The following is a 25,199-nucleotide window of genomic DNA, read 5'->3' as shown; positions in this document are numbered from 1 at the left end:
CTTGATTACTGCCAGCCCAGTCCAAGGCTTTTCTGCAGTGATACGAAGTCCTTCAGCAGATCGGCTTGGCCTTCAACCAAGTTCTGCTGCGCGCTGAATTGCGTGCGCTGCGTATCCATCAGGTCGATCAATGAGGATGCGCCGGCGTCGTAGCGTTGGTGCATCAGCGTCTCGGATCGGTTGGCCGATGCTTCGATCTGCTGCAGGCGCGCAACGCTCTCTCGTTGATGTCCGTAGCGGGACAGGGCGTTGTTGGCATCCTGCAGCGCGGCGAGTACGGTTTGCGAGTATTTCGCAGCGGCTTCGTCACGGTCGGCTTCGGCCTGACGAATGGTGCTGCGCGTGCGTCCGAAGTCAAACACGTCCCATTGCAGATAGGGCACGCCCAGCCAGGTAAAGGCACTCTTCTTGGCGAGATCCGCCGGATTGATACCGGTGGAACCGAGAAAGCCCATGAGCGTCACCTTGGGAAACAGGTCAGCGGTGTGCTGGCCGATCTGCGCGCTACTTGATGCCAGCCGGCGTTCGGCCGCGCGGATATCCGGCCGCTGTCTAAGCATGGTTGCCGGATCATCAACCGCTACGCTTGCAGGCAAGGTTGGCAATGGCTTGGGCGTGGACAGTTCCTGATCCAATGCACCCGGTGCTTGGCCGGTGAGTACGGCCAACTGGTCCAGCGACTCGGTGATCTGTTCGTCGAGTGGGATCAAGGTCGCGCGAGTGTTTTCCACCTGGGTGGTCTGGCGCTCGACATCCGCATCGGCGGCAACGCCGTGCGCACGACGCTGCTGCACCAGTGCGAGCGTTTTCTGTGCGAGTTCGGTGGACTGATTGGCCAACACCAGTCGCTGCTGTTGGTCGCGCAAGCCGATGTACGCTTGCGCAACTTCCGCAGCCAGCGACACCTGAGTGTCGGCAAGGTCGGCTTCCACAGCGTCGGCCTGTGCCGACGCCGACTCCGTGGCGCGTCGCATGCCACCGAACAGATCCAGTTCCCAGGAGGCATCAAAGTCTGCCGTGTATAGCTGCAACGGACCGCGACCCTTGGATGTTCCCGTGGTCTGGCCACTTTGCGAGCCGTTGTTGCCGGAGGACTGCGATGACTGCAACAGCGACGTATCGGGCTCGCGCAGGCGTACCGCCGCCGCATCCACCGAGACACTGGGTAGTGCCTTGGTGCGCTGCTGCTGCAACTGCTCACGCGACTGCCGCAGGCGGGCCTGTGCCGCTTGCAGGTTTTGGTTGTGGGCGAGTGCAGCATCAATCAGCGCATTGAGTTGCGGATCGTTGAGGGTCGCCCACCACTGACTCGGTGCGGGTGTCGTTGCCATGCCTGCGACGGGCGCGCGCACAAAGGCATTGCCATGCGCGGCGCCGGTTGGCACGTTGGGTGCACCGCGGTAATCAGGGCCTACGGTGCAGCCCGACAGGGTGGTAATCGAAGCAAGCAGCGCCAACAGCAGAACGCGCGGCGTGCGAGACTCAAGCGTGGTCATGACAAACATCCTCAATGGCCCGTCGCTGGTGGCGCATGGTGACTGGGCGTCTTCAGCAGCAAAGCCAGCGGTATACAGCAGAGCAGGGCGATGCCCAGCACGTAGAAAATTTCCGAGTACGTCATCACCAATGCCTGCTGCTGGATCTGTGCCGCCAGTTGGCCGAGGGCGCGCATCTTCGAGTACGCCATGTCGCCGGTTTGCGCGAACCATCCCGCGGCGTTGGCCGCCATGCGGTCTTGACCCAGTACCGAGTTGGCCGAAAGCGACTCGCGGATGGTGGCCACGTGAAACGTATTACGCCGATCGATCACGGTGCCGATGATGGCCAAGCCGATCGAGCCGCCGAGGTTTCGCGCCATGTTGTAAATGCCGGCGGCATCGCCCGACTCTTCGCGTGATACGGCGGCCATCGAGGCCTGGTTCAACGGCATCATCGCCAGCATCTGGCCGGCGCCACGTACTAGCTGTGACCAGAAGAAATCGTGACCTACCGACTGCGCCGTCAGGTGGATATCCAGCATGCAGCTCGCTACGAAACACAGCAGGCCGGTGATCACCAGGATGCGAAAGTCCACCTTGCCGAGCAGTCGTGGCAAGAGCGGCATCATCAAGAAGGCAGGCACGCCGGATACCAACATGACCCAGCCGGACTGTTCCGCGTTGTATCCCGCGATCAGGCCCAGAAACTGCGGGATCACGTAGATCACGCCGTATAGCGCTGCACCCACCACCAGCACAATGAAGATCACGCTGGCGTAGCGGGGGTTCTTCAGCAAGCTCAGGCGCATCACGGGTTTGCTCGCGGTGAACTGCGAGATCGCGATCAGCATCATGCCCGCAAAGGACAGCAGGCTGAGCCAGATAATCATGCTGGACTCGAACCAGCGTTCGCGCTGACCCTCCTCGAGCACGACGGTGAGTGAGCTGAGCCCGATAGAGAGGCCGAACACACCCAGCCAGTCGGCTTTTCTCAGAGCTTCCCAGTGCGGTTTGTCCGACGGCAGGCCGACCAGCAGCAGGGTGATCAGGCCGATACACACCGGCAGATTGATGAAGAAGCACCAGCTCCAGCTGATGTTTTCCGTCAGCCAGCCGCCCAGCACCGGACCGAGCAGCGGCCCCAGCAGCACGATCAAGCCGAAGGCCGTCATGCCGATGGGCATTTGCGACAGCGGCAGGCGACTGCGGATGATGGTTTGCGCGGTGGGAATCATCGCGCCGCCGGTAAGCCCCTGGCCGATGCGTCCGATGATCATCGCCATCAGGGTGGTGGAGATACCGCACATCATCGAAAACAGGATGAACAGCACCGCGCAACCGAGCAGAAAATTGCGCAAACCGAACACGCGCGTCAGCCACGCCGCGAGCGGGATGATCACGATCTCCGACATCAGGTAGCCGGTGGAGATCCAGGTGCCCTCGGTGCCGGTGGCGCCGATCTCACCCTGGATCTGCGGCAGTGCGGAGTTGGTGATGGAGATATCGAGCGTGGCCATCAGTGCGCCCAGCGAACCGGCCGCTACCGCGATCCAGTCCGCCACGCTGGCACGCTCAGGATGGCTGGCAGGCTGGGCAGCTGCCTCAGCCATGACTGCTTCCCGTTGACGCGGCCTTGCCATCGTCAGGTGCCGTGCGGGTGTCCACCTTCACCGTCACCGACAGTCCTGGCACCAGTAGTTTGCGGGTCTGCTCGTCGGTATCCAGGCGGATGCGCACCGGTACGCGTTGCACGATCTTGGTGAAGTTGCCGGTGGCATTCTCCGGTGGCAGCAGCGCGAACTCCGCGCCTGTGCCTGGGGCAAAGCTCTCGACCACGCCATGCAGTTCGGTATCGGGGAGGGCGTCGATATGCACGCTGGCGCGCTGTCCCGCGCGCATCTGGCCGATCTGGGTTTCCTTGAAGTTGGCGGTGAGATACACGTTTTGCACCGGCACCACCGTCATCATTCGCGTGCCGGGCTGCGCATACTGCCCGACGCGTACCGAGCGATCGCCCACGCGGCCGGCGAGCGAGCTGCGGATCAAGGTGTCTTCCAGGTCGAGCTTGGACTGCCGCGCCGAGGCCTGCGCTGCTTCCAGTTGTGCATGGGCCTGGGCGATCTGCGCGTTGAGGTCGGCGATCCTTGCCTGCGCCTGGTCGAGCGCTGCCGTGTCGGCGGCGAGCGTGGCCTGCGCCTGATCGCGATTGCTGATGAGCACCGACAGCTGGTCGCTGCTTTCCGCGCCGGTGCTGGCCAGCGGGCCGTAGCGGCGTACTTCATCTTCCGCGTGTCGGCTGCTGATCTGTGCGGCCTGTTGCTGGGCCTTGGCCTGTTCGATGGCGGCGCGCTGCTGCAGGATGCCCGCCTGCGCGCGCTGGATATCCGCGTCACGCGCATCGACGGTGGCCTGCGCCTGATCCAATGCGGCCTGATATTGACGCCCGTCCAGGCGAACCAGCGGGTCACCGGCCTTTACCGTCACGTTGTCACCCACGTAGACATCGGTGACATAGCCACTGACCTTGGGCGCCACCGTGACGTTGTCCGCCCGCAGGTACGCATCGTCGGTGCTTTGCATGAAACGACCAACCGCCCACCAATAGCCGAGGGCCAGCAGGGCGATCACGGCCAGCACGATGGCCACGGGCAGCAGGATCTTGCCCGCCTTCGATCGGCGCGAGGATGGGGTGACGGGGTCTTTCGTGGCTTCGCCGGGCGTGGAGCCGGAGGGGGCGGGCATGGGGAGGTGTCCAAATGTATTCCAGCTGGAAGATTTATTCCGATTGGAATAACTTTGTCAAATGATATATTCGTCAGGCACACGAAGGAGACCCGTGCATGAGCCAACCCAGGCGTCCCCGACGCTCCCCGGCCGGCGGCTACGCACGCGGCGATGAGACGCGTCAGCGGATCATCGATGCGGCCATCAAGTTGTTTGGCGAGCACGGCTTCGCCGGCGCGTCGACGCGTGATATCGCGGCGGAGGCGGGCGTCAATGCCCCCGCGTTGCAGTACTACTTCGAGAACAAGGACGGCGTGTATCACGCTTGTGCCGAGTTCATCGCCGACGAAATTCGCGCCCGTTTCGAGCCGTCCATGCAGCGGGCGCTCGCTGTGTTGAAACGTCAGGGCGACACGAGTGCCCTGATCGATGCTTTCCTGGAGATCCACGCGGTGACGTTGGATCTGGTGCTGACCGACTCCAAAGCGGCCCACCGGCGCCTGTTCGTGACGCGGGACATGGTCGGCGAGGAACCCAGTGGCGCTTCCAAGCTATTGAAGCAGCGCCTTAAGCAGCCACTAAATAAGCTGCGGCTTGCTCTGTTGGCGCGTATCACTGGCACCACCTCACGCGATCAGTTAACGCGGATACGGCTGCTTACCCTCAAGGGGCAGATCCTGTTGTTCTTCTACCCACCCGGAGCCTGTCTCGATGAGCTGGGTTGGAAAGAGATCGACGCCGCCAAGGGCGCCTTGCTCAAGGCCACGGTGATCGAGCAGACCCGTACATTGCTGGAGAGCTGGCAGGCTGCGGGCTGATCGCCACAACGTTACCCGCGCCCGGAAGACGGCCATTCGGATTCTTCACCTCGATCATGGAAGAATCGGCGAAGTTGTCGATCTCCGGACAACTCGTTCGTCGGTAAAGGTCGCCGCGGATGGCGAGGGGGGTCGTCATGATCGATCGGATCTCGGCAACGAATGGCCAAGGGCATCGCCCTGGGAGCCACGGATGACACCCGCAAGACAGCACCCGTCACGCATGGTTGCCCTCGGGTTGCGTGCGCACAAAGGTGGCGCGGTGGCGGTGTGTGTGGCCGTGGAGAATGGCGTGCCGCAGGTCGTGCTCTCCACTGTGCTTGTCACCGGAGCCGAGAGCGATCGGCTCTCCTTCGAACCCTACCGCGTTGCTGCCGAGATGCCCCGCGGGCCGGAGGGTAAGGCGTCCGCCGACGCGATAGCTGCGGTGGAGGAAGGGCGCAGGCACCAGGACGCGGCTGCAACGAAAGGGCTGCAGGCCATGCTTAGTGACATGGCCGCGGCAGGATATGCGACGGTCGTCGTTGCGTTGCTGGTGAATCGCGCAGGCTGGATCACCGACCTTCTCGAGTACAGCCTGGAATGGGCGGAGCACGTGCCAGTGGCGGAAGCGCTGGCGGTGCGTGATGCGCTTCGTTCGGCGTGTTCCGATTGCGACATTGAGCGGGTCGAGCTGGATGAAAAGTCACTGCCTGAGCTGGCGGCGACGGAGCTTGGCGTGTCGTCGGTGGATATCAGCGACCGGCTCAAAACGCTGGGAATCTCCCGCTGGAAGCCATGGCGGAAGGAGCAGAAGCTGGCGTGTCTGGCGGCGTGGCTGGCCGCCAGCCGACGTCTATCCGGTGGATGATGGATAGCGGGCTGCAGGTGGTAGGAATACCTGCAGCCCGCCTTGCACGGCAAGGCTGCCATGGCCGTCCGCCGAGCCGGGGTGATGGACACGGTAGGCGACATGGACACCGTACCAAAGGTCCGTGAGGCGGCGTGTCAGCCTTTCAGTGCGCCTGATTGTGGTGCATTGCTGATGGATCTGTCGGTGTTGGCGTCACCGGAGAGCACGACGCTTGGCGAGCGCGCACGTGGCCTCCGGTTTCTCCGCGACGTGGCCGCTCAGACGGTATGGCCTCGCCGGGTGTGGTGCGCGGTCGCCGCATCTGCCAGCGCGTCGTCCAGCCGATCGTTGCCCCAGTACATGTCGTTGCCAACAAAGAACGTCGGGGCGCCGAAGATGCCGCGCGCCTTGGCGAGCTCTGTGCGATCGCGCAGGCGCTGCTTGTTGGCCTCAGTACCGGCATCCTGCAGCAACTGATCGGCGGGCAAGCCAAGTTCGGTGAGTGCTTCGCCGACGGTTTCGACGTTGTCGATATCGCGGTCCTCAGCGAAATTCATCTGCATGATGCGGCGGCAGTAAGCCCCCATCCATGGTTGATCCTCGCCGAGCAGCGCAATGCGTGTGGGCAGCACCGAGCGCCGCGGGAACTGGCTGGGCTGCTGCCAGGGCAAGCCGTACTTGCGGCATTGGCGGGGCATGTCTTGCCAGACGTAGTTGCCCTTGGCCTGCTGCAGGACAAAGGGGGAATTGTTCCAGCCGAGGGACTGGAAGATCGGCCCGAGCAGGAAGGGCCGCCACACGACGGTTACACCGCGTGCGAGCGCCTCCTGCTCGATGCGCATCACGCTGAGATAACTGTAGTTGCTAGCGAATTCGAACCAGCACTCGATCATGGTTTTCTCTTCCTAGGGGATCAGTCGAACAGCACCAGGCAACGCGCCTCGATGCTGACGCGTGGCGGTGCGTCTTTCGGTGCGTCGGGATGGGCAAACGCGGCATGGGGCACAAAGCGGGAAACGCCGCCGAGGCGTGAGTCATACTGTTTGAAGACGAGCGCTTCATGCAGATCCATACCGGCGTAGTACCACCATTGATGTCGCGGGGCCCGCGCGACGAGGTAGATCTCGCCCTGGCGGCGGGGGTAGCGCACTTCGGCCTCGATGAGTTCGCCAGCGTCGACGCTGCGCGCGTCGCAGACGGCTAACGGCGTATCCAGCACCGGGCCACGCAACGAGCGCCATACGTTGACGATGCAAAAACGCGGAGCAGGGCCTGCAGGCATATGCGTGCCCAGCACGAGGCCGAGCCTGCGTTGTCCGGAGCGTTCGGTGTAATCGGTGTGGATGCGTGCATTCGGCGCAGCCGTCTCTCCACGCTTGGCCCGTCCGAAATCCAATCCCGCATGGATGGGGTCGCGTCGGCGCACGAGGTGATCGAAGACGTAGGCGCGATGGCCGCCCGTTACCGACAACACGAGCGCTTCCAGCTCTGGGTAGTAGAGCCGGCGGATCGCCTCGTCATCATGGTCGATGCGCAGCGCCGTGGGGGCATCCCACAGTTCGAACCCTTCGCGTTGAATGGACGGCTGGCTATCCCTTTGGCGCGCGTCGCCAATGGGGATGGGTACGTCATCGAAATGACCGCTTTCCCACGGTACGCCAGCAGGTGGTTCGTAGGCGTATTGCACCGGCGTGGCATCACCGGGCACGAGATAGCTCAACGTAGCTTCCACAGTCGATGGTGCTGGCGCGGACCATCGTTGTGCTGTCGAGTGCAGCAAAGACGCGTGGGTGGTATCGGGAGGATAGGACATGAGGATTCCGGTGCGGCGCCGGGCAAGTGGCGCGTGCGGTTATTGGATGCCGCATGGCACAGGTGTTCAAACGAAAAAGGCGCACGTTTCACATGCATATGGTGCATGCGAGCGGCGATGCGTTAGGTGGCCGCACTCTCGCTCAGTAGCCAGGCGATCACGGCGCTCACGCTGTCACGTGGCGCGTCGTCACCCTGTAGCAGCCAAATAAGCGTGGTCGGTGCCTTGCGGCGCCCGTGGCGTATCCAGCGTGCGCAGATGGCCGTCCTTGAGCCACTGGCCCAACAGTGGCAAACGCCCCAAGGCAATGCCTTGGCCGGCGAGAGCCGAATGCACAACCTGATCGTATTGGTTGAAGCGCAGGATCGCTTTGGGCTTGACCTTCCAGCCTCGTGCCTGAAGCCAGTCGCGCCATTGCAGCCAGGATCGCTGGGGATCTTCGTACTCCAGCAGCACTTGTCCATCCAGATCGGCGGGGGTGCGCAGGCGCCGTCGTTTCGGCAGGGCGCTGGCCACCGGAGCGATCCGCTCGTCGAACAGATGCCGTGCCCCGGCCGGTGCATCGGCGTGGGCGCAATAACGGATCGCGAGGTCGACATTCTCGGCGGGCAGATCCACCAGACGATTGCTCGCCGCCACACGCAAGTCGATGGTGGGGTGCCGTTGCTGGAAACGCCCGAGACGTGGCAACAGCCATAGTGCGGTGAGGCCAATGCTTGCGCTCAAGGTAACCGGCCGCGTCGTCGTGGAGGTCGCTACGGCGGCGACGGCTTGCTGTAACTGGCGCAGTGCCAGATCCGCATCGCGAAACAAGCGTTCCCCTTCGGCGGTGAAGGTGACCGAACGATGCCCCCGGCGCAGTAGCTTCGCGCCCAGCCGTTGTTCCAGTGCCTGCACTTGCCGGCTGACGGCCGATTGCGTCAGGCATAGCTCCTGCGCAGCGAGCGTCACGCTCATATGTCTGCCCACGGCCACGAAGCCGCGCAGCGGTTCCATCAAGGCGTTCAACGGCAGCAAGCTGTCAGGCATGCGCTTTCCTCATGCGAAGGCATAGGGTAGCAGCGCAGCATGAGCGGGCGGGTAGTCCCCCGATGCCGGCGTGAATCGGGAGACGCCATCACTGCCCGTGCAGAACCTCAATACACCGACGCATTCACCATCTTGATCACCTCGGCCCAGGCCAGTGGCCCCTGGTGCATGGAGTACACCGTGTCGACGGCGAGGTGCTCACGCTCCACTGCCTGCACCACCTCATGCATCAATTGCGGATCGTAGAGGGTGTCTTTGCCGCTGAGTGCCAGCGTGTCGCTCGCATAGAGCAGGTGACGCTGAGGGAAGTACACCATGTACTGGCGTTCGGTGGATGCGCCGCGCAACGGGTAGAGCACCACGCGATTGGCGCCCTGACCCAGCGCCAGAGCACCGGACACGGTGTTCCAATGCGCGTCCTTCGGCTGTGTGTCGAGCAGGTCGGGACGCAGGTGGTGCGGTGCGGCCACCATGCGTTCCAACAGAGGGCGATTGAGATCGAGCGCGTACACCGGTAAGCCTTCAGCCACGGCCTGACGTACACCAGCGGCATGGGGCCAGGAGTCAGAGGTGGTCAATACGCCGCGAATCGGCTGGCCCGGGTATTCGTCGTGCGCCTTGGCGAAAAGGCCTTGGGCGAACATCGGCGAGATCGGCGCTTCCAGCACCAGCACGCCATCATCCTGCTTGATCAGCGTGGTGTTCCATGAGCCCTGGAACAACTCGATGCCCGGCGCGAGTTCCGTCCGCGCTTTGTCGCTGAAGGGGCGCTCCCAACCCTTGGACTGCCCACTCTTGGCCGCGATTTTCGCATCCATCGAAAAGCTTTTGTCGTCGAGCGGATCGTTGAAGCTGGCATCGGTGATCTGCGTCGATTGCCATGGCACATCATTGCGAAATTCCACCTGATTGGTCGGCAGTACCAAACCGTGGAACAGATGCCAGTTGTCGAAGTACACCAATTGACGCACATCGCCCCAGGCGAACCAGAAGTCATGGAAGTTGCGGGTGCTCTCCATCGCATCCGGCAGGTGGTTGTTCGCGTTGATCAGTACGCGTATGGACGTACCGTGCCACGTGAACTCGACCACGCTGTGTGGAGTACTGCGCAGCCACTGTGCCTTGGCGAAATGTAGGTCCGGCGCGGCGAGTGCTGTCAGCAGCAGACGTTCTGGCCCAAGTGCCAGCGCATCGGCGTTGCTGTCGAGATCACTCAGCGAACACGGCGCATCGCCCTTTTCTGTGCGATAGACACCGCCGTCGGGCCCACCGACCAGGGTTTGGGTGATCTCCGACTGGTGGGGATCCGATTCCGGCCAGGTGACATGCGCCACGCGGAGCAGGCGTCCGTTCGTGAAATCCAGTGTGAGGTCGTCGCGCTCATAAGCCGTGATGAACGGCTGTTGCCGATAGGACTGCTCGGTCAGCGCTACATGACTCGTCAATTGGTAATGCGCATGGGTGATGCCGGCGAGCCGCTCGCGCCCACCCATGGCTGCGAGGGCGAGCTCCGTACAGCTGCGCGCGTCCTGTGTGTCGCAACCAGGCTGGCCCTTGGCTGCCACGGGTGTTCCGTCTGCGGGCGCCGGTGTCGCGTGAGCGGGCAGGGCAACGGCCACTGTAAAGAGTCCTGCAAGAACCAGGGGAAACTCGACACCACCGCGTTCGCGACGATCCATGAGCTATGCACCGAAGGTACCCGGAAGTGGGCGAGGCGCAGGCTACGCGTACGACCGGGTGGCGACGCCTGCGAGAAGTCATGGCCTGACCTTTGGCCTAGATCGATACTCGCCGAGGCACCCTGATCCTCCAAGTGCCTTGTCTCCGAGGCAATTCATCCCAGGCTAGATCTCCGTGCCGCAAGTGTGATGAGTAGCCCATTTGTCGGTGTCCACCGCGGCGCGCTTTGATTGGCCATTCACGTGGGCAGGCACAAAACGGCATGCGCTGAAATTTTCTCCATTACGCAGCACCCATCACATGGGACAACGTGCCCGTAGCCGAGCCTGCCTTCGAAAGACAGGCATTGAAGCGTTCAATTGAGCTGTCAGTGGTTTAAGTCTGCGTTTGAGGAGTTTGATCACTGATCAGTGCGGTCCTTTCCTATTTTGCTTTGGTATTCGCTGTACTTTCTACGTCCGTAGAAACGGGCAACCGCAGCGTGAAACGAGCTCCGCCGGTCGGTGAATCATCAACCTCGACACTGCCTCCTTGTGACGTGATGGCGCGCCGGACAATCGCCAGTCCGAGACCAAAGCCACCGGTACTACGGTCACGGCTACGGTCGAGTCGATGGAAAGGTTCGAAGATGGACTTCCTATCAGCCTCTGGCACACCGATACCATCGTCATCGACATGGATGACCAGCATTTCACCGGTCATCGTCACGGTGATGTTGATCTGGCTTCGTCCATAACGCATCGCGTTGCGAACGATGTTGATCAAGGCGCGCGCTGAGCGTTTCGGGTCGATGGGCGCCATCGCTCCGGTCGGAAGAATGGTCACGCGGCAGTGGATATCACGCGCTTCCATCTCCAGCGCGAGGCTGCCGATCACACTGTCGATGAATTCCGCGATATCGACCTGGCAGTACTCCGGGTCGCGGCCTGGCTGCCCCAGGGCACCGTATGACAGCAGTTCGCTGACCAATTGGTCCAACTCAGCCATGTCATCTGACATGGCTGCGATGTGGCGGCGCCGTTCTCCTTCGTCCCTGGCCGATTTCAACAGTGCCAGGGCGAAGCCGAAACGGGCGATAGGCGTGCGCAGCTCATGCGATATCGCGTTGATCATCTCGCTCTGGGTCGACACGAGGGTCTGGATGCGGCTCGCCATACTGTCAAAGCGCGTTGCCAGAGGCGCTACGCTGGAGCGCGCCGACAAACCGGAGCGCACATGGAGTTGCCCGTCACCGAAGCGCTGAGCGGCCTCGCGAAGAATTTCGAGGTCACGCCAATGGGACCGTAGCCAAAAGAACAGGCCGCCAAGCAGCATGGCGACCACCACGGTCCACGCGACGACACGGAACAGGGAGCTTGCACCCGGCGCCTGCAGGTCGCGCGTGCGCAGCAATTGATGAGAGGGAGGGATAGCAAGAAGGATGGTGCCGGGAGTATCGATGTCGACCGCATATCCGAGATCCAGATGGCGCTGCTGGTCGTCCGTCAGAACGACAGACGATCGATCAAGCAGGTCGAAGCGAACCATAGTGAGCGTCGGTTGTACTTCATCGAGGGCCTTTTCTCGCTTGGCCTCGTCCTGAACGGACAGCATATCGCGCAGGATATACATGGTCGAACGTAGATCATTTGCGTCTGATGGCGTCAACCTGGGAATCAGCATGTATTGCATGCCAGGAACGACGACGAACGCTGCCAGGATGATGCTGGCGATAAGCGTTAGATAGAGCTTGTAAAACGTACGCAGCATGGCCGGTCAGTCCTCCCACGCGTACGGATTGAACAGGTAGCCTTTGCCCCACACGGTCTTCAACTTCTGAGGCTCCTGCGCCAAATCGTCGAACCGCCTGCGCAATCGCGACACGCCCGCGTCAATCGTCCGGTCAAGCCCGTCGAACTCGATACCGCGTAGCTGCTTCATCAGCTCGTCGCGACTTAGTACGCGGCCCGGTGCCCTGGCAAAGGCCAGCAACAGGTTGTACTCGGTGGTCTTGAGCTCCACGGCCGCGCCTTTCCAGGTGACCTCGCGTGATAGTTCGTCGATGCGAAGACCTCCAAAAATCATCACGTGCTCGCGCGAAGCATCATCGGTTCGTTCGGGCGAGACATGCCTACGCATCACTGCGCGCAAGCGTGCGAGGAGGAGTCTTGGCTCTACTGGCTTCAGCACGTAGTCATCCGCACCGATCTCCAAGCCAGCAATCTGGTCCATGGTATCGGCGCGCGCCGTAAGCATCACGATAGGAGTGTCCCCTAGTTGCCGAAGTCGCCTGCAAACCTCTACGCCGTCCATGCCTGGCAGCATGAGATCGAGTACGACCACCACAGGCGAAACTTCATGGAATGCGGCTACGGCGGTGTCGCCGCGCGGGCAGATGGAGACGTCGAACTCATATCGGCTCAGAAATTCCGATACGAGAGACGCAAGGCGATGATCGTCCTCAATGAGAAGTAATTTATGCATGGCATCACGAACCTTAATTACGCCAACGTAACATCGCCCCAGGCGCATCAACAATCGAAAACGACTTCGAAATTGTGTTTATTTGTAGCGGGCGATTACAGATAGGCACATTTGTCCCACAAAGACCCCACACACCTCTGGCCATGAGGTGCCTACGATTCTGGCCCGTCCCCATGGCCAGGAGTGCCTCCCTTGAAATCGTTTCGCCTCTCGTACCTTGTGCTCGCGCTGCCACTGTTCACGCCAACCGTTCACGCTCAGGACGCGAATGTCGGCACCTCCTACGTTGGCGGCGGCGTCGCCTACCTGCCTCGCTACGCTGGCAGTAACGAGTATCGGGTGACTCCGTTAGTTGATGCCTCGTTTGCCTTCGATAATGGCTTCTTCATCGACGGCACGCAGGGCGCTGGCTTCCGCTTCCGGCTCACTGATTACCTTTTCGTGACCACTTCTGCAGGCATGGATCCAGGTCGAAAGGACCAGGATGATGTCGCGCGCCCTGGTTCCGATTTCTTGAAGGGCATGGGTGACATCAAACCCTCCGTGCTCGCCAACGTGGGCTTCGGCGTCAAGATCGGTCAACGCGCAGACATCGGGCTTATCGCAAGCAAGTCCATGAATCACGCAGATTACGGCATGAGCTACCACCTTACGGGTCACGTGCTCGCGTGGGGCGGAGCGCGCGACAGCATCGATCTCAACGCAGCCCTGCATTACGGCAACGACAAGTACAACCAGACCTACTTCGGCGTGACTTCCGTACAGGCCGCGAATACGCATTTTCAAAGGTTCTTGCCGGGGGCCGGCTTGAACGCGGCCGCTGCAGGCGTCACATGGACACATCGCTTCGGCGAACACTGGATGACTCGCTTCAGCGCTGAAGGTGTGCGCTACCTCAAGGATGTTGCCAATAGCCCGATCGTGCAGAAGAGAACCGGGTATCTCGCCAGTGCTTCCGTTGATTACCGGTTCTGAAGAGAGGAGCGACAATCATGTACCTCACCTTTTCTCGCGTTCTTTTCTACACGTCACTGCTCGGACTGATCCTGTTTGCCGGCTGTGCCGCCGATCCTCAGTGGCACGATGGAGACCGTGGACACGGTCGTGGCGAAACGCAGACATTGTCCTGCGCCAGTGACAGCAACGCCTATCGGCACTGCGACGTCGACGGTCGATTGCTTAAGGCGCGTCTGCGCGAACGCCGGTCTGTGTCCAAGTGCGAGTACGGCAGCAGCTGGGGATGGTCACGCCACGGTATCTGGGTGGACAAGGGATGCCGTGCGGATTTCGACGTCCTCGTTGACTGACTTTCCCTTCGTTATTGGTCCGGTGCCGACACCCACATCATCCAACAGGATTCAGGGATTTGCGGTGATGGCACCGGACTGCTGATTGTGCGATTTCTGGAAGTCACTAGAACGAATTTTGAGGAACATTGCATGCCTGGTGCAACGGTAGGCGCTGTGCGAGTCGTGCTTAGGCTGGAAGGGCTTTGTGTTCTGGTCGCGGCGTTGTTGGGGTACTCGAAATACGGTTTTGGCTGGGGGACATTTGCCCTGTTCTTCCTTACGCCAGACCTTTCGCTTATCGGCTATCTCAGAGGCTCAAAAGTCGGTGCCGTCACTTACAATCTGGCGCATTCATATATTGGCGCCATCGTTTGCCTTGCCGTCGGCACGGTACTTCCGGCACCAACCATGCTCTGCATAGGGCTTATTTGGTGCGCACACGTGGGTTTCGACCGAACTCTCGGCTATGGCCTCAAGTATTCGGCTGGCTTTGGCCTTACTCACCTTGGTCGTATGGGCCACATTCCGCTTGTTACTTCTGGTGCTGAAGAAGAGGTATGCCCCTGATGCCCTTCGCATCATTCGATGCGAGCCTCGCGCGAGGCTACTGACCTCAAGCGTTGGGTATCAGCAGCCACTATCCATGGCGTTCCGGACAGTGCAGCCACAGATGATCGTATCTCCGACAAACCTGTGAGCGTACGCGCTCTACCAGCGCCATTGGCGTCAACGCGGATTCCGGTTGGGCTGAACGTCCGATCCGTAAGCGCTGACCTCCCCTTTGATGGGGAGCTCGCGCGCAGGCGGACGCTTGTGGCTATATTCTTAGAAGGTCCGCTTCCGACCCATAGCGGACGAAAGGGCGCATGGGTTCGTCAGCTGGATTAGGCGAGTGGTCCGCTTTCGATCCAGGGCGGATGGGAGCGTAGGTTTCATGCCGTGGAAACGGCAAGGGGGGATGCAGTGCGGCAGAAGTTTTTCATCGCGGGAATCACCTTGTTGGCTGGAGCGTCGATCATTCCGGCAACGGACGGTCACGCCCAGGTCGCTGACTCGGTATCCAGCAATTACGCCAAGGCGATCTTTACGGTCATCCAGTGGCACTGGGAGCGTTATTCCTTCAGCGCCGAACTGGAGCCGGGCTCAGCTTGCACGGCACGGATCATCCAGTTGCGTGGAGGCGACATTCAGAGCGTCGAGATTTTGCCGGAGTGCGATTTCAACGAGGCAGGTCGCGCGGATCTCGTCGACGCTGTGCGCCAATCCGGACCTCTTCCTTACCACGGCTTTGAGAACGTCTATCAGCGAGAGATCCAGATTGTCTTCCATCCTGCGAGCGCCAGTGATCGCCAGGCCAGGGCAGCAAGCCAGGCGTCAAAATCCCAGATAGAGAATGATTCCGCCAAGTCGGACAAGCAGTGGGAGGCAACGGTGGGGCTTCCCATGCAGCGTGCTGAGTACGCCAAGCAATGTTCCTTTCATCTGCTGTGGGATATGCCAAGAATCAAGTTGCAGCATCCTGTTGAGGTTGTCGTTTCCGTGGATGAGTCCGGCAAGGTGGTGCGTGCGACAGGAGCCAAGGGCGAGCCGATAGACCAGCCATTGTTCGCGGCGCTCAGTGCTACGCCACCTTGCGACCATGTTCCGGCCGATCTGATGGCGGGGGCAGACACCCTCACGGTAGGGCCCATGACGGTGCGTAATTTCGGGGAATGATTCACTTGAGGCAGGGCTTGTCCAGCCTTGATACTTCGGTGGGTCGATCGGTGAGAGAACTGGGACCAGAGGGTCCCTGGCCGATTTCGTCGAAGGTGGCGGGCCTAAAACTCTGGCGATTTCGGCTCGTGGCGTCACCTATTTGGATCAACGGACGTAAGCGTGAAAGGTCCGCTTTCGACCCACAGCGGACATCACTTCGCAGTGACCCAAAGGATAGACGCTCGATGAAAACTTGGCAGGTTCTAGGTTATGGAGAGGGTTTCGTTCGTGGCGAACGCGTCCTTGGATTTGAGCTAAGCGGCCTCGTCTTTGCCGAGGGACCCAACGAAGCCTTCAAGAAGGCCATCGCGCTGGCTAAGCGGGAGTGGCCGGAGATCTCTCAGGCAGATAAGGAGGGGTTTCCGCGGCCGGTCATCAACGCCGACGAGGTAGACGAGGTCACGGGCCAACTGATCATTGACGGAGAGAGGGTTGAGCTGTTTTGGGATGACCAGGCGGACAACTGACTAACTTGCGTATGTCCGCTTTCGACCCAAAGCAGACCTTTTGAGAAAGAGCCGGAGAGCCCGGAGGGGGCAATGATCTACATTGACGTGATTTGGCACCACGACAATCCAGCTTACCCAGTGCGTTTGGTATCTGAGCTCGACGAGAAGCGTTGGGAGCATCGAAAGCTGGAGTTCTATCGCGATGGGCGAGTCGGGGCGGCCTCGGCGGCAGGAGCGACACTCGACACCGCCTTGGGTCTAGAGCCCGTTCCATCCGTCGACGAAATTAACCAAGACCGAGAGTTCACAGCGAAGGCTATGGATCCCGGTGCTTTCCAAGCGTTGTGGTCGGAACAGGGGCTCGACTGACTAGTAGTTTTGTGAGGTCGGCTTTCGACCCAGAGCGGACCCTTCTGAGGGACAAGGAATTCGGATGAATGCGGGTGAATTTGGAGTCGCGCTTCAATTACTCGATCCTGACCTTGATGACTTTGACGCATCCGTCGATGGTCTGATTGGTCGTCTTGATACGTCCGACGTACACGGGTGCATCGATCGAGTTTTCGAATTCTTCGAGGCACATCCTGTGGCCGATCTGGGGGTTCCTGGCTCCCTAGTTCATTTCGTTGAGCAGTTTTATCCCGAGTACAAGGCTAGGCTTCTGTTCTCCCTCCGGAGAGCCCCCAGCCTTAGAGGCGTATGGATGGCAAACCGAATCCTCAACGGCGGGCTTGGGAATGCGGATTGAGCCAGATTCCTCGCTTCCCTTGAAGGTGTTGTCCTGAACCCTGCGGCTGACGCCGGAGTTCGGGCCTTCGCCAAGCGGTTTGCGGATCTTCGGCAGGGCAAGGTTTGACGATGCTGCTAAGGTCCGCTTGCGACCCACAGCGGACCTTACAAGGGGGAACGTGATGTCCGTTATTTACAGGAATGAATAGGGGGCGCCGGCGTGGCTTATAAGATCTAGGAATACGAGGCCGGGCATTGGTGGGGGCGAATGACGGTCGACTCTGCCGCAGAGGCCATAGAAGCTGCCGAAGCTATCGAAGCTCGCGGCTTTGGAGCTGCATTCATTCAGCCAATCCAGGGGTCGGAGCGGATACCTCTTTCTGAGTTCAGGGAGAGGATGAGTGATGAGGCCTAAACAGGACTGGGCGCTAGAGATCTAACTCGGCACCATGCCTAAGGTCCGCTCCCGACCCGAAGCTGACAGTTCACCGAATCACGAGCACACCATGGACCTGGGCGCATGTCGGACTTCTTGATCAAGGACGTAAACAGCAGCACTACCTTTCGATTCGAGGGCAGTATCCCCGCTGATTTGACGGGCTATGACGGCTGCTCGTTCTCCGCGAGCGTTTCATCGCACGAGCTGAACGCTGTCACGAAGGTCTACGACGTTCGGCCTGACCGTTGGGCTGCCTTTTTCAGGGATCTGGCCGCCCATTGGCGGGGCTGGCAGGGCGTCAAGGATCATGAATCCTTGGAAGGCCATTTGCGTCTAGAAGCGGAGGCTGCTGACTCACTTGGGCATATTCGACTGCGCATTTGCCTCAGAGGTGTTGATGCTCCCCATTTGTGGAGGGCGGAGACCTCATTGATCGTTGAGGCAGGGCAGCTTGACGATCTGGCCCGCAGAGCCGAGGGTTATTTTGGGACGGCAAGTCCCGTTTGATGTGAGAGTGTCCGCTTCCGACCCGAAGCGGACCTAGCGGAAATTTGAAGCAGGGGGCGTCGTGGAGCTGCTTGAACAATTCTTTGGTGGCTACTTTCATCAAGACTGGCCTGAGGACGAATCTTCCTGGCAGGCAGTCGTCGGGCGATATCGTGCCGAGGGGACGGACTTGGAGGCGGGGCGTGTTGCGGAGGAGATCGTGCAATTGATCAGGCGCTACCCCGACGATGATTCCCTCGCTGCCAAACTGAGTCAGCTGGGGTGCTACTACTGGCCGGGCGCGAACGACTTGTATCGCGCGTGGTTGTTCGAGGTCGCGGATACTCTGCGATAACGCCGCGCAATGTCCGCTTCCGACCCTAAGCGGACACTCACAGACGCGGGTCTACCGACGGTTTGAAGCGAAGAATTTGGGGGGAAGTTTTGAACGAATTTCGTAGTCCGTACATGCAGAAGAGACGGCTTGCACTTAAGGGGGCGTTCTACCTAAGGCCGTTTCTGTTGGCTGCCGGGATTTTCTTGGCGCTTGGGTATCTTTGTCTCTGGGCGTTCCCGCTAGTTTCGGAAGTCCCAGTTCTTGGAAGTCTTGGCGACTATGGAGCTCGCCTTATACCTGCCGTACGCAACGCTTCGCAGTACTCGGCCTTCAGTGACGCCGCGGCCTTTGTGATGTCGGTGCAGTGGCTGTCCGTGCCCTTTTACGCATGGATACTGTTCGTTGGCTATTGCCCATTTTCGTTGCCAACCAGGATCGCCATGCATGAGTGGTACAAAAGGAACCGCGTCAGCGGCCGTCAGCGAAGGCTCTTCTTTTTTGGCATCGCGGTGTTTGCCTACATGCTCGCCGAATTCCGGATCATTCACCTTCCAACGTTGCTCAACGGTGGTTTTTTCCCGATCACCCAAGACCGCATGAGGCCCTTCGTTGGCATCATGAATTCGAGGTTGGTAATGCCAGTTTTTGCTTGGTTTGTGCCCTTTGGCACGCTGTGTCTTTATTGGGCGGTTCTGCACTTCGTGGTGAACACCCGAATGATCTGGGCTACTACCGCCCGTTGCGACGCTGCGGCACGGACTGAGAGCAAAGACCTGACTCCAAAGCAGATTTGATTATTGCGATCGACGTGCCCGCTTTCGACCCGAAGCGGATATTGCATCAAGCGCATCTATAAAGGGGGAGTAATGCGCAAATTTTATGTGGCTGTCTCGACACTCATGCTTGGGGCCTGCTCGCTTCAAGAGGCCGCTCGTCCCATGTCTGCATATGAAGACCCAACCTATCCGCTGGATCAAACTGCTATTTTTTCTCCTTTCGCCCTACATCGCGGTGACCAACATCCAACGAGCAATGATGACTTCTTGATCGTTTCCGTTGATGGCGATGATACGGGGTGTCCAGTTAAAAGGTGCCCGATGGGCGTGAGAGTCAAGCCTGGAGAGCACCACTTCACCTTGCGATACAGGATTTTTGACAACGGATTAGTGAGCTACAAAAAGGCTCAGCTTGTTGTTGACGTGCCTGACATGAAGCCGTTGCACGTCTATGGCGTGGAGGCGAGTCAGGACGGCAAGACGCTAAAGGCTAGATCCATCGACCTTGGCGCCAACGATTCATACGGGGTCTATCTTGGCTTGAAGGGCGCCAACGAGGATTTCTACCCGTTTAGCTTTGCCAGGTAGAAACTGATCGAACTTCAAGAGCATCTTGGATGTCTGCTTTCGACCCAAGGCGGGCGCTATTTGAATAGCGCAAAGGAAGGCGACATGACTGGATCTTGGGCGGGATACATCGCAGCGCTAGCGAGCGATGCACGATTTGGATTGCCTGCAAGTCCTGAAGAGGTGACGCGGGTAGAAAAGGATCTTGGAATAGCTCTGCCTGCAGAGCTGAAGCTTCTCCTGGGTGAGTGCGATGGAGTTGTCGCGGACTACGGGGCTAATGTCGTCTGGTCAGCTTCAGAGCTACTACACCGAAATCAGGGAATGAGAGATGCTGACAGCCTTAGAGACCTTTACATGCCGTTTGGGAATCTATTGTTCTTTGGCGATGATGGTGGCGGCGACTTGTTTGCGTTTGCGGTGCAAGGCAACGGCTCGATCCGTCGGTCAGACATTTTTCGCTGGGAGCATGAGACGGACGGGCGCATCTGGTTTGCTGCGAGCCTGAAGGATTTTCTCGGGCGGCGTTTGTCCCAAGGTGGCTAAGGTCCACTTTCGACCCGAAGTGGGCACTTCAGTCATCCCGGAAAGGAAGGCCATATGATAGGAAATGACAACGTCGCGAAGGCGGTTAGCGACTTGATGCTTGAGTACTCGGAAAAGCTAAATGACTCGATCATTCTCGTCATGGAAAATTGTCCTGAGGACGAGTTCAAGCGATATCGTTTGGCGGCAGCAAAGGTTTTGGGTGAGATGCTCCTTGAGATCATGAATCCTCTTTACGCACGGCACCCTGAGCTCAAGCCCGCAGGGCTACATTGACCCGCCTCAATCACGGTTTAGTAACGGGCGGCATGTCCGCTTTCGACCCAAAGCGGACATCCCAGGGAAACGATGCTGGTCGCGGGTAAATGGGGGAGCGATGAAGTACAAGGACGGACAGATTGTTCGCGCGGGTGACATCGTGCAGATCTATGACTTGTATCGAGGCGTCGTTGTCGCTTCCATCGAAGATAAAAGCTATTTGCCCGGGTATGAAGAGAGGGAATGGGACTATCTGGAAAGCGGAGCGCTGATCGATACAAACTTCGCCGGGTTAGTCCACTATCCGCACGCCAATGAGCAACTGGTTCTATTGTCTCGGGGTGTTGAGGTGCGCCAATAGGTGCGCTCTCGACCCCAAGCGGAAAGTTCTGCGGCTGCGTCCGGACCTTTGTGAGTCCGTGAGGGGAGTGATATGAAGAAGACGACTATGCTTGCTGCACTCGCTGTGCTCATCGCTATAGCTATCGTATGCGCGGCAACTGGCCACAATTGGCATCCAGGCTGCACAAGCGTCGCTGACTGCGGGAAATAGCCAGCAAGGGCTTGCAGCAACGCTGCTTGGCGCCCCGCTCTCGATTGGCGTTGCTTTGGGTCTCGTCGCCCAGGTTGGAGAACATTGGCAGGGGCACGTTTCAAGGTCCGCTCGCGACCCGAAGCGGACCTACATGGGGAGAGATGATGAGGAAGCTGTTGAAGTTTCTGCGTCCACTATCAAAAGGTGGTTTTGCCTTGGCAGTGACGTGCGCGCTTATCACGCCTGCCGTTCCGGCACAAAGCGAGGAGGCGTCATTTGAGGCAGTGAACGATCCGGCGCTCATTGAAGCCCAGCGTGTTCACTTCAACGAGAGCCTAGCGCGCCTTGGATTTCCCCAGACTGTTCGCGCGTGCAAGATGGTCGTACGCCTTCTTCCCTTGGATCGAAATTCAAGCTTTGGCGCCATCTGCCAGTTGGATGGGCCACAACCCCGAGACATCCTTCTTTGCGATGACACCATGGTTGGGAAATTCACCCTGAAGGGCTGGGGGTTCGGCGAAAGCATCCTGAATGTCGCGGCGTTTACCCAGACAAATTGCCCAAAGGGCGGCTAGCAACAGGCCATGATCTATGTCCGCTTGCGACCCGAAGCGGACAGATTCGATAGCCTTGTGAGGGAGTGGGTGTGACTAACGGTACGGTTGCCTTGTCGGGAAGCCCCTTTTGGAACAAGCGAGCTCTTCCGATCTTTATGGCGCTCGCGTTCACCATTATTTCAATCAACTTGCTTGCTCGGGGCGAGGCGGTGTCTGTCGCTGTTATTCCAATGATGATTGGCAGTTTCTCTGCCCTTCTTCTCTGGGCGGTGAAGGCACGATTCATGGATATTGTGCTCGACAACGGCAACTCACTTACCGCGATCCGTGGGGCACGCCGCGTCGAGGTCCCCATGGATCACATCGAATCGGTCAAGGTAATTACCGGCAGGGGGAATTCCGTCGTTGTGCGCCTGGCTGTTCCCTGCGCCTTTGGGAGAAAGATCTACTTCTCTCCAACGTCGTCGACATGGCCTGATTCGCCAGTCACTGAGCGCATGCGACAAGTCACTAAGTCGCGCTAGCGGTCTATCCAAAAAAGTGAGAACGTGCGGCCCGGGAATTAGGTCCGCTTTCGACCCAAAGCAGACATTACGTAGTCTAGGTCTCGGCCTTAACTAGGGAGAGAGGTTTACGCGTGGGGACATTCGAACGGTCTGAGGCGACGATTCGCGTCATCGGTGACTCCCTCAATCCCGAGGAAGTTACCGCGCTACTTGGTTGCGAGCCAACGGCGTCGCAGCGGACGGGTGAGGAAATTGTCGGACGGACAACAGGAGCTGTTCGCGTCGCGAGAACTGGCTTGTGGCGTCTCCATGCAGCGCAGCGGGATCCGGAGGACCTGCCCGGTCAGATTGACGAACTTCTTGGGAGGCTGACCGGCGACATGAGCGCCTGGGCAACAGTCGGTTCCGTAGTCTGCCTGGGCAGTCCACCACACGCGCACATTCTGCCGTTGCGGTGAAGCCATGTCGTGAACACTTTTGATACCTCGTTTATGAGGAAATCTCGACCATCAAGGTAGTGTCACGACGTCGACGGTTCCCCATCCGGAGCGGATGCCTTCGGCCCGCGGAAGATCACGACTCCGAAACGGTCGCCAGCGTCGTTTATGGTGAGCCCGAATTGCTCCGCCAGGGCTTTGCGCTCGGCACGGGCCTCTTCCTCACGACCTTCCGCGGTGGCGTTGATATGTTGCAAGGCTAGCTCGAACTCTAACCTTCGGGCTTCTGCGGAAGCAGCCTCCGCCTTGTACCGCTCGCGCAGGTGATTGAGGTGCCCTTGCACGCACTTGAAGATCGTCTCGACCGCATCGTGTCCCAGCGGCGTCATGCTGAAAAACGACGCATCGCGCATGTAGCTGTAGCGATTAAGCAGCGTGCGGGCGCGGTCGAGTAAGCGCTCGATCCGCTCATGTTCCAGAGCCATGGTGGTGTGCTCCTCACTCATCGAGAGTTTTGTGCTTCGATGGGCAATGAAGTTATCCCGGAACAGGGCTAAGGCGGCAACATCTGGGTCAGTCCGCTTGCAGAGGGGCTTATTGCGCGGAGCTTCCCGACAGAGGAGCGGTAGAATGGGTCGTCGATAGGTGGTCTCAGCTGGCGTATACCCCTAAGGGTGCTTTCATGCTCAAAGAAGCAGATTGAGGAGGTCGTTGTGAGTAATCGATCCAGTTGGGATATCCCGTTGGACGCTGACTTGCTGCAAGCCATCAAGAGGGATTTCGGCGACGGCAGTGCGGCGTCTGATTTCGTAGAAAGAACACTTCGCCGTGAACTCGTGCGCCGAGAGGCGATAGTGCGCGCCATTGAGGCGGGAACTCGCGCCCGTCAATCTGGGAGGTACTACTCGTCAGATGAGGTGCTGAGAACACTGGAAGAGGTTGTGTCACACGCTGCTCGGACGAAATCCTGAGTTTGGCCTGGATGTGCAAGGGGAGGGCTCGTTCGAGTGGGTGTCTAGTCCATCCGGTGCTCAGGCACACTAAGCTGGAAAGTGCGGGAACGCTACATGGCCCCATTGCTGACATATCGCCAAGGTGTTGCGTTGACCCATTGAGCACGCAACCCATAGCTGACCTTCGTGGGCCGCTAGGGCGAGGCCAAGCTGGGCCCGTGGCCCGGCGCTTGCGAATTGATCCCTCGAGTACCCATCTCCCCTAGTCTCTCAGCCGGCTGAGCCCGCTGACACCAATGTTTGTACATCCTCGATGACACCAATGTTTGTACAACCGGTACATACATTGGTGTCATGCCCACCATGCCTTATGGCAGGGTATGACTTCAGGCCCAGGCCACTACTGTTAACTTCGTACTATGGTTCACTCCAAGGTATGTAGCAGTGCGGGTGGGGCATGGAAGACAACAGCGGCCATCTGAAGAAATTCCAGAAGGAGCTATCGGCGGGTACGGTGTCGCTGGTGCTGCTGGCGGTGCTGGCACAGTCGCGGCAGCCGATGTACGGCTACCAGATCGCCAAGCGCCTGGAGGAAGTGGGTGAGGGCGTGCTTGCAGGTAAGCAGAGCGCGCTATATCCCGTGCTGCGCAATCTCGAGGGGGCGGGGCTGCTGGCCAGCGAGGTGGAGCCTTCCATCAGCGGGCCACCGCGGCGCTATTACCGCATAACGAAGCAGGGGCGCGAGGTGTTGCGCGATTGGGTGGATGCCTGGTCGGCCACGCGCGACTCCGTGGAAGCCGTTTTGCAAGGAGGGGTGTAATGAACGCACCACGCACGATCGTTGAATACCTGAAGCAGCTGCGCATTGCGCTGAAAGGCGCAGACCCGGCATTGATCCAGGATGCGCTGTACGACGCGGAGGAGCATCTGCGTGCGGAGTTGGCCGACAACCCACAACGCAGCGAAGCCGACATGCTGGCCCACGTGGTCAGCACCTACGGCGCGCCGGAAGAGGTGGCGGATATCTATCGCGACCAGGAGATCAAGATCCAACGCGCGCTGCGTCCGCCGCCGCCGCCAAAGCGGGGCTCGCTGGTGGGTCGCTTCTTTGGCGTTGCCGCCGATTCGCGCACATGGGGCGCGCTGTTCTACATGCTGCTGGCGCTGGCCACAGGCATTTTCTATTTCGTGTGGGCGGTGACGGGCATTTCGCTGTCGATGGGCTTGTCGGTACTGATCATCGGCATTCCGTTCGCCATCCTCTTTCTCGCCACGGTGCGCGCGCTATCGTTGTTGGAGGGGCGCATCGTCGAAACGATGTTGGGCGTGCGCATGCCGCGTCGACCGCTGTATCCGTCGAATGCCGGCAAATCATTGAGCCAGCGGGTGGGAGCCATCTTCACCGACGTGCATACGTGGACCACGTTGTTCTACATGGTGCTGATGCTGCCTCTGGGCATTTTGTACTTCACGTTGACGATCACCTTCCTGAGCATTTCGCTTGCCTTCATCGGCACGCCGGTGCTGAAGGCGCTGAGTGCGACGGATGTGATCTATCTCAATTGCGGCATTCCGCACTGGTTGTGTGACGACCACTACTGGCCGTTGGCGGTGTTGACCTGTATCGCCGGCATCCTCCTGCTGTTCGTTACGCTGCACATGGTGCGTGGCCTGGGCAAGCTGCACGGTGCCATCGCCAAGGGCTTGCTGGTGCGTTTGTCGGGTGAGGGGAACTGAGCC

31 protein-coding genes are annotated in these 25,199 nt (G+C 59.7%); 21 read left to right on the top strand and 10 right to left on the bottom strand.

The genetic code is table 11. The annotated features are described in order from the left end of the window. Positions 1-5: 5 nt before the first annotated feature. The 3 genes from DYST_RS06730 to DYST_RS06720 are packed head-to-tail and all read right to left on the bottom strand — an operon-like array spanning position 6 to position 4,220. Positions 6-1,496, bottom strand: a complete 1,491-nt coding sequence (locus tag DYST_RS06730) for an efflux transporter outer membrane subunit (RefSeq protein WP_239950867.1) — start codon at positions 1,494-1,496, stop codon at positions 6-8. Between the two features lie 11 nt (positions 1,497-1,507). Next, entirely contained in the window at positions 1,508-3,088 is a 1,581-nt protein-coding gene (locus DYST_RS06725) for an MDR family MFS transporter (protein WP_239950865.1), read from the bottom strand. Continuing rightward, the gene (locus DYST_RS06720) at positions 3,081-4,220 is read right to left on the bottom strand and encodes an HlyD family secretion protein (protein WP_239950864.1); all 1,140 of its coding nucleotides are present in this window, start codon (positions 4,218-4,220) and stop codon (positions 3,081-3,083) included. Before DYST_RS06720 ends, DYST_RS06725 begins: the two co-directional genes overlap by 8 nt. 98 nt (positions 4,221-4,318) lie before the next feature. Here DYST_RS06720 and DYST_RS06715 point away from each other — a divergent pair, with 98 nt between their 5' ends. Both DYST_RS06715 and DYST_RS06710 read left to right on the top strand, forming a co-directional pair. Beyond that, a complete protein-coding gene (locus DYST_RS06715) occupies positions 4,319-5,020 on the top strand; it encodes a CerR family C-terminal domain-containing protein (RefSeq protein ID WP_102303441.1) in 702 nt (233 codons plus the stop codon). 193 nt (positions 5,021-5,213) lie between these two features. Further along, positions 5,214-5,870 (top strand): hypothetical protein, encoded by a 657-nt coding sequence (locus tag DYST_RS06710; protein WP_239950863.1) that lies wholly within the window; start codon positions 5,214-5,216, stop codon positions 5,868-5,870. A 260-nt stretch (positions 5,871-6,130) separates the two neighbouring features. Here DYST_RS06710 and DYST_RS06705 read toward each other — a convergent pair whose 3' ends face one another. From DYST_RS06705 to DYST_RS06680, 6 genes are all read right to left on the bottom strand, one after another. Next, positions 6,131-6,745: a 2-hydroxychromene-2-carboxylate isomerase gene (locus DYST_RS06705; protein WP_239950862.1), complete on the bottom strand. Its 615-nt coding sequence runs from the start codon at positions 6,743-6,745 to the stop codon at positions 6,131-6,133. A gap of 20 nt (positions 6,746-6,765) precedes the next feature. Further along, complete coding sequence (locus DYST_RS06700) at positions 6,766-7,665, bottom strand: CmcJ/NvfI family oxidoreductase (RefSeq protein ID WP_239950861.1); 900 nt, start codon at positions 7,663-7,665, stop codon at positions 6,766-6,768. Between the two features lie 189 nt (positions 7,666-7,854). Continuing rightward, positions 7,855-8,694 (bottom strand): LysR substrate-binding domain-containing protein, encoded by an 840-nt coding sequence (locus tag DYST_RS06695; protein ID WP_239950860.1) that lies wholly within the window; start codon positions 8,692-8,694, stop codon positions 7,855-7,857. 107 nt (positions 8,695-8,801) lie between these two features. Next, the gene (locus DYST_RS06690) at positions 8,802-10,373 is read right to left on the bottom strand and encodes a hypothetical protein (RefSeq protein WP_239950859.1); all 1,572 of its coding nucleotides are present in this window, start codon (positions 10,371-10,373) and stop codon (positions 8,802-8,804) included. Between the two features lie 424 nt (positions 10,374-10,797). Beyond that, complete coding sequence (locus DYST_RS06685; RefSeq protein WP_239950858.1) at positions 10,798-12,123, bottom strand: ATP-binding protein; 1,326 nt, start codon at positions 12,121-12,123, stop codon at positions 10,798-10,800. Between the two features lie 6 nt (positions 12,124-12,129). Next, entirely contained in the window at positions 12,130-12,885 is a 756-nt protein-coding gene (locus DYST_RS06680) for a response regulator (RefSeq protein ID WP_275666937.1), read from the bottom strand. A 144-nt stretch (positions 12,886-13,029) separates the two neighbouring features. On the opposite strand from DYST_RS06680, the gene DYST_RS06675 reads away from it, so the two are divergent. From DYST_RS06675 to DYST_RS06595, 17 genes are all read left to right on the top strand, one after another. Beyond that, positions 13,030-13,812: a MipA/OmpV family protein gene (locus DYST_RS06675; RefSeq protein ID WP_239950856.1), complete on the top strand. Its 783-nt coding sequence runs from the start codon at positions 13,030-13,032 to the stop codon at positions 13,810-13,812. Positions 13,813-13,829: 17 nt separating this feature from the next. After that, positions 13,830-14,144: a DUF3011 domain-containing protein gene (locus DYST_RS06670; protein WP_239950854.1), complete on the top strand. Its 315-nt coding sequence runs from the start codon at positions 13,830-13,832 to the stop codon at positions 14,142-14,144. 132 nt (positions 14,145-14,276) lie between these two features. After that, entirely contained in the window at positions 14,277-14,693 is a 417-nt protein-coding gene (locus DYST_RS06665; protein WP_102303450.1) for a DUF4260 domain-containing protein, read from the top strand. A 396-nt stretch (positions 14,694-15,089) separates the two neighbouring features. Then, complete coding sequence (locus DYST_RS06660) at positions 15,090-15,842, top strand: hypothetical protein (RefSeq protein ID WP_239950852.1); 753 nt, start codon at positions 15,090-15,092, stop codon at positions 15,840-15,842. 227 nt (positions 15,843-16,069) lie between these two features. After that, positions 16,070-16,351 carry a hypothetical protein gene (locus DYST_RS06655; RefSeq protein ID WP_239950850.1) on the top strand — a complete coding sequence of 94 codons (282 nt, stop codon included), beginning with the start codon at positions 16,070-16,072 and terminating at the stop codon, positions 16,349-16,351. Between the two features lie 72 nt (positions 16,352-16,423). Next, entirely contained in the window at positions 16,424-16,702 is a 279-nt protein-coding gene (locus DYST_RS06650; RefSeq protein ID WP_102303455.1) for a DUF6881 domain-containing protein, read from the top strand. A gap of 64 nt (positions 16,703-16,766) precedes the next feature. After that, entirely contained in the window at positions 16,767-17,081 is a 315-nt protein-coding gene (locus DYST_RS06645; RefSeq protein WP_239950848.1) for a hypothetical protein, read from the top strand. 501 nt (positions 17,082-17,582) lie between these two features. Continuing rightward, the gene (locus tag DYST_RS06640; RefSeq protein WP_239950846.1) at positions 17,583-18,008 is read left to right on the top strand and encodes a DUF6228 family protein; all 426 of its coding nucleotides are present in this window, start codon (positions 17,583-17,585) and stop codon (positions 18,006-18,008) included. Positions 18,009-18,069: 61 nt separating this feature from the next. Next, on the top strand, positions 18,070-18,342 hold the full coding sequence (locus DYST_RS06635) for a contact-dependent growth inhibition system immunity protein (RefSeq protein WP_239950844.1): 273 nt from the start codon (positions 18,070-18,072) through the stop codon (positions 18,340-18,342). An 89-nt stretch (positions 18,343-18,431) separates the two neighbouring features. After that, a complete protein-coding gene (locus DYST_RS06630; protein ID WP_239950842.1) occupies positions 18,432-19,118 on the top strand; it encodes a hypothetical protein in 687 nt (228 codons plus the stop codon). Positions 19,119-19,190: 72 nt separating this feature from the next. After that, entirely contained in the window at positions 19,191-19,688 is a 498-nt protein-coding gene (locus DYST_RS06625; RefSeq protein ID WP_239950840.1) for a hypothetical protein, read from the top strand. A gap of 84 nt (positions 19,689-19,772) precedes the next feature. After that, entirely contained in the window at positions 19,773-20,213 is a 441-nt protein-coding gene (locus DYST_RS06620; protein WP_239950838.1) for an SMI1/KNR4 family protein, read from the top strand. Positions 20,214-20,267: 54 nt separating this feature from the next. Continuing rightward, positions 20,268-20,489 carry a hypothetical protein gene (locus DYST_RS06615; protein ID WP_239950836.1) on the top strand — a complete coding sequence of 74 codons (222 nt, stop codon included), beginning with the start codon at positions 20,268-20,270 and terminating at the stop codon, positions 20,487-20,489. Between the two features lie 100 nt (positions 20,490-20,589). Continuing rightward, positions 20,590-20,832 (top strand): hypothetical protein, encoded by a 243-nt coding sequence (locus DYST_RS06610; protein ID WP_239950835.1) that lies wholly within the window; start codon positions 20,590-20,592, stop codon positions 20,830-20,832. A gap of 350 nt (positions 20,833-21,182) precedes the next feature. Next, positions 21,183-21,581: a hypothetical protein gene (locus DYST_RS06605; RefSeq protein WP_239950833.1), complete on the top strand. Its 399-nt coding sequence runs from the start codon at positions 21,183-21,185 to the stop codon at positions 21,579-21,581. A 71-nt stretch (positions 21,582-21,652) separates the two neighbouring features. Further along, entirely contained in the window at positions 21,653-22,087 is a 435-nt protein-coding gene (locus DYST_RS06600) for a hypothetical protein (protein WP_239950831.1), read from the top strand. A gap of 113 nt (positions 22,088-22,200) precedes the next feature. Further along, complete coding sequence (locus DYST_RS06595) at positions 22,201-22,527, top strand: DUF4279 domain-containing protein (RefSeq protein ID WP_239950829.1); 327 nt, start codon at positions 22,201-22,203, stop codon at positions 22,525-22,527. Positions 22,528-22,589: 62 nt separating this feature from the next. Here DYST_RS06595 and DYST_RS06590 read toward each other — a convergent pair whose 3' ends face one another. Further along, positions 22,590-22,991 carry a hypothetical protein gene (locus DYST_RS06590; RefSeq protein ID WP_239950827.1) on the bottom strand — a complete coding sequence of 134 codons (402 nt, stop codon included), beginning with the start codon at positions 22,989-22,991 and terminating at the stop codon, positions 22,590-22,592. 925 nt (positions 22,992-23,916) lie between these two features. Here DYST_RS06590 and DYST_RS06585 point away from each other — a divergent pair. Together DYST_RS06585 and DYST_RS06580 are read left to right on the top strand one after the other, a co-directional pair. Continuing rightward, a complete protein-coding gene (locus DYST_RS06585) occupies positions 23,917-24,279 on the top strand; it encodes a PadR family transcriptional regulator (protein WP_239950825.1) in 363 nt (120 codons plus the stop codon). Continuing rightward, positions 24,279-25,196, top strand: a complete 918-nt coding sequence (locus DYST_RS06580) for a sensor domain-containing protein (protein WP_239950823.1) — start codon at positions 24,279-24,281, stop codon at positions 25,194-25,196. The genes DYST_RS06585 and DYST_RS06580 overlap by 1 nt, the downstream gene beginning before the upstream one ends. Positions 25,197-25,199 lie beyond the last annotated feature (3 nt).

Origin of the sequence: Dyella terrae (genome assembly GCF_022394535.1) — a bacterium.
GTDB lineage: Bacteria > Pseudomonadota > Gammaproteobacteria > Xanthomonadales > Rhodanobacteraceae > Dyella.
The sequence above is the reverse complement of the archived record's forward strand: the minus strand, read 5'-3'. Positions and strand labels throughout refer to the sequence as shown.

Excerpts from the sequence above, each read along its gene's own strand:
- DYST_RS06655 (WP_239950850.1), top strand. The coding sequence starts at position 16,070 with ATGAAAACTTGGCAGGTTCTAGGTTATGGAGAGGGTTTCGTTCGTGGC.
- DYST_RS06730 (WP_239950867.1), bottom strand. The coding sequence starts at position 1,496 with ATGACCACGCTTGAGTCTCGCACGCCGCGCGTTCTGCTGTTGGCGCTG.
- DYST_RS06590 (WP_239950827.1), bottom strand. The coding sequence starts at position 22,991 with ATGGCTCTGGAACATGAGCGGATCGAGCGCTTACTCGACCGCGCCCGC.
- DYST_RS06720 (WP_239950864.1), bottom strand. The coding sequence starts at position 4,220 with ATGCCCGCCCCCTCCGGCTCCACGCCCGGCGAAGCCACGAAAGACCCC.
- DYST_RS06725 (WP_239950865.1), bottom strand. The coding sequence starts at position 3,088 with ATGGCTGAGGCAGCTGCCCAGCCTGCCAGCCATCCTGAGCGTGCCAGC.
- DYST_RS06610 (WP_239950835.1), top strand. The coding sequence starts at position 20,590 with ATGAAGTACAAGGACGGACAGATTGTTCGCGCGGGTGACATCGTGCAG.
- DYST_RS06670 (WP_239950854.1), top strand. The coding sequence starts at position 13,830 with ATGTACCTCACCTTTTCTCGCGTTCTTTTCTACACGTCACTGCTCGGA.
- DYST_RS06695 (WP_239950860.1), bottom strand. The coding sequence starts at position 8,694 with ATGCCTGACAGCTTGCTGCCGTTGAACGCCTTGATGGAACCGCTGCGC.
- DYST_RS06615 (WP_239950836.1), top strand. The coding sequence starts at position 20,268 with ATGATAGGAAATGACAACGTCGCGAAGGCGGTTAGCGACTTGATGCTT.
- DYST_RS06625 (WP_239950840.1), top strand. The coding sequence starts at position 19,191 with ATGCGCAAATTTTATGTGGCTGTCTCGACACTCATGCTTGGGGCCTGC.
- DYST_RS06645 (WP_239950848.1), top strand. The coding sequence starts at position 16,767 with ATGAATGCGGGTGAATTTGGAGTCGCGCTTCAATTACTCGATCCTGAC.
- DYST_RS06705 (WP_239950862.1), bottom strand. The coding sequence starts at position 6,745 with ATGATCGAGTGCTGGTTCGAATTCGCTAGCAACTACAGTTATCTCAGC.
- DYST_RS06690 (WP_239950859.1), bottom strand. The coding sequence starts at position 10,373 with ATGGATCGTCGCGAACGCGGTGGTGTCGAGTTTCCCCTGGTTCTTGCA.
- DYST_RS06580 (WP_239950823.1), top strand. The coding sequence starts at position 24,279 with ATGAACGCACCACGCACGATCGTTGAATACCTGAAGCAGCTGCGCATT.
- DYST_RS06650 (WP_102303455.1), top strand. The coding sequence starts at position 16,424 with ATGATCTACATTGACGTGATTTGGCACCACGACAATCCAGCTTACCCA.
- DYST_RS06715 (WP_102303441.1), top strand. The coding sequence starts at position 4,319 with ATGAGCCAACCCAGGCGTCCCCGACGCTCCCCGGCCGGCGGCTACGCA.
- DYST_RS06665 (WP_102303450.1), top strand. The coding sequence starts at position 14,277 with ATGCCTGGTGCAACGGTAGGCGCTGTGCGAGTCGTGCTTAGGCTGGAA.
- DYST_RS06585 (WP_239950825.1), top strand. The coding sequence starts at position 23,917 with ATGGAAGACAACAGCGGCCATCTGAAGAAATTCCAGAAGGAGCTATCG.
- DYST_RS06640 (WP_239950846.1), top strand. The coding sequence starts at position 17,583 with ATGTCGGACTTCTTGATCAAGGACGTAAACAGCAGCACTACCTTTCGA.
- DYST_RS06685 (WP_239950858.1), bottom strand. The coding sequence starts at position 12,123 with ATGCTGCGTACGTTTTACAAGCTCTATCTAACGCTTATCGCCAGCATC.
- DYST_RS06620 (WP_239950838.1), top strand. The coding sequence starts at position 19,773 with ATGACTGGATCTTGGGCGGGATACATCGCAGCGCTAGCGAGCGATGCA.
- DYST_RS06700 (WP_239950861.1), bottom strand. The coding sequence starts at position 7,665 with ATGTCCTATCCTCCCGATACCACCCACGCGTCTTTGCTGCACTCGACA.
- DYST_RS06680 (WP_275666937.1), bottom strand. The coding sequence starts at position 12,885 with ATGCGCCTGGGGCGATGTTACGTTGGCGTAATTAAGGTTCGTGATGCC.
- DYST_RS06710 (WP_239950863.1), top strand. The coding sequence starts at position 5,214 with ATGACACCCGCAAGACAGCACCCGTCACGCATGGTTGCCCTCGGGTTG.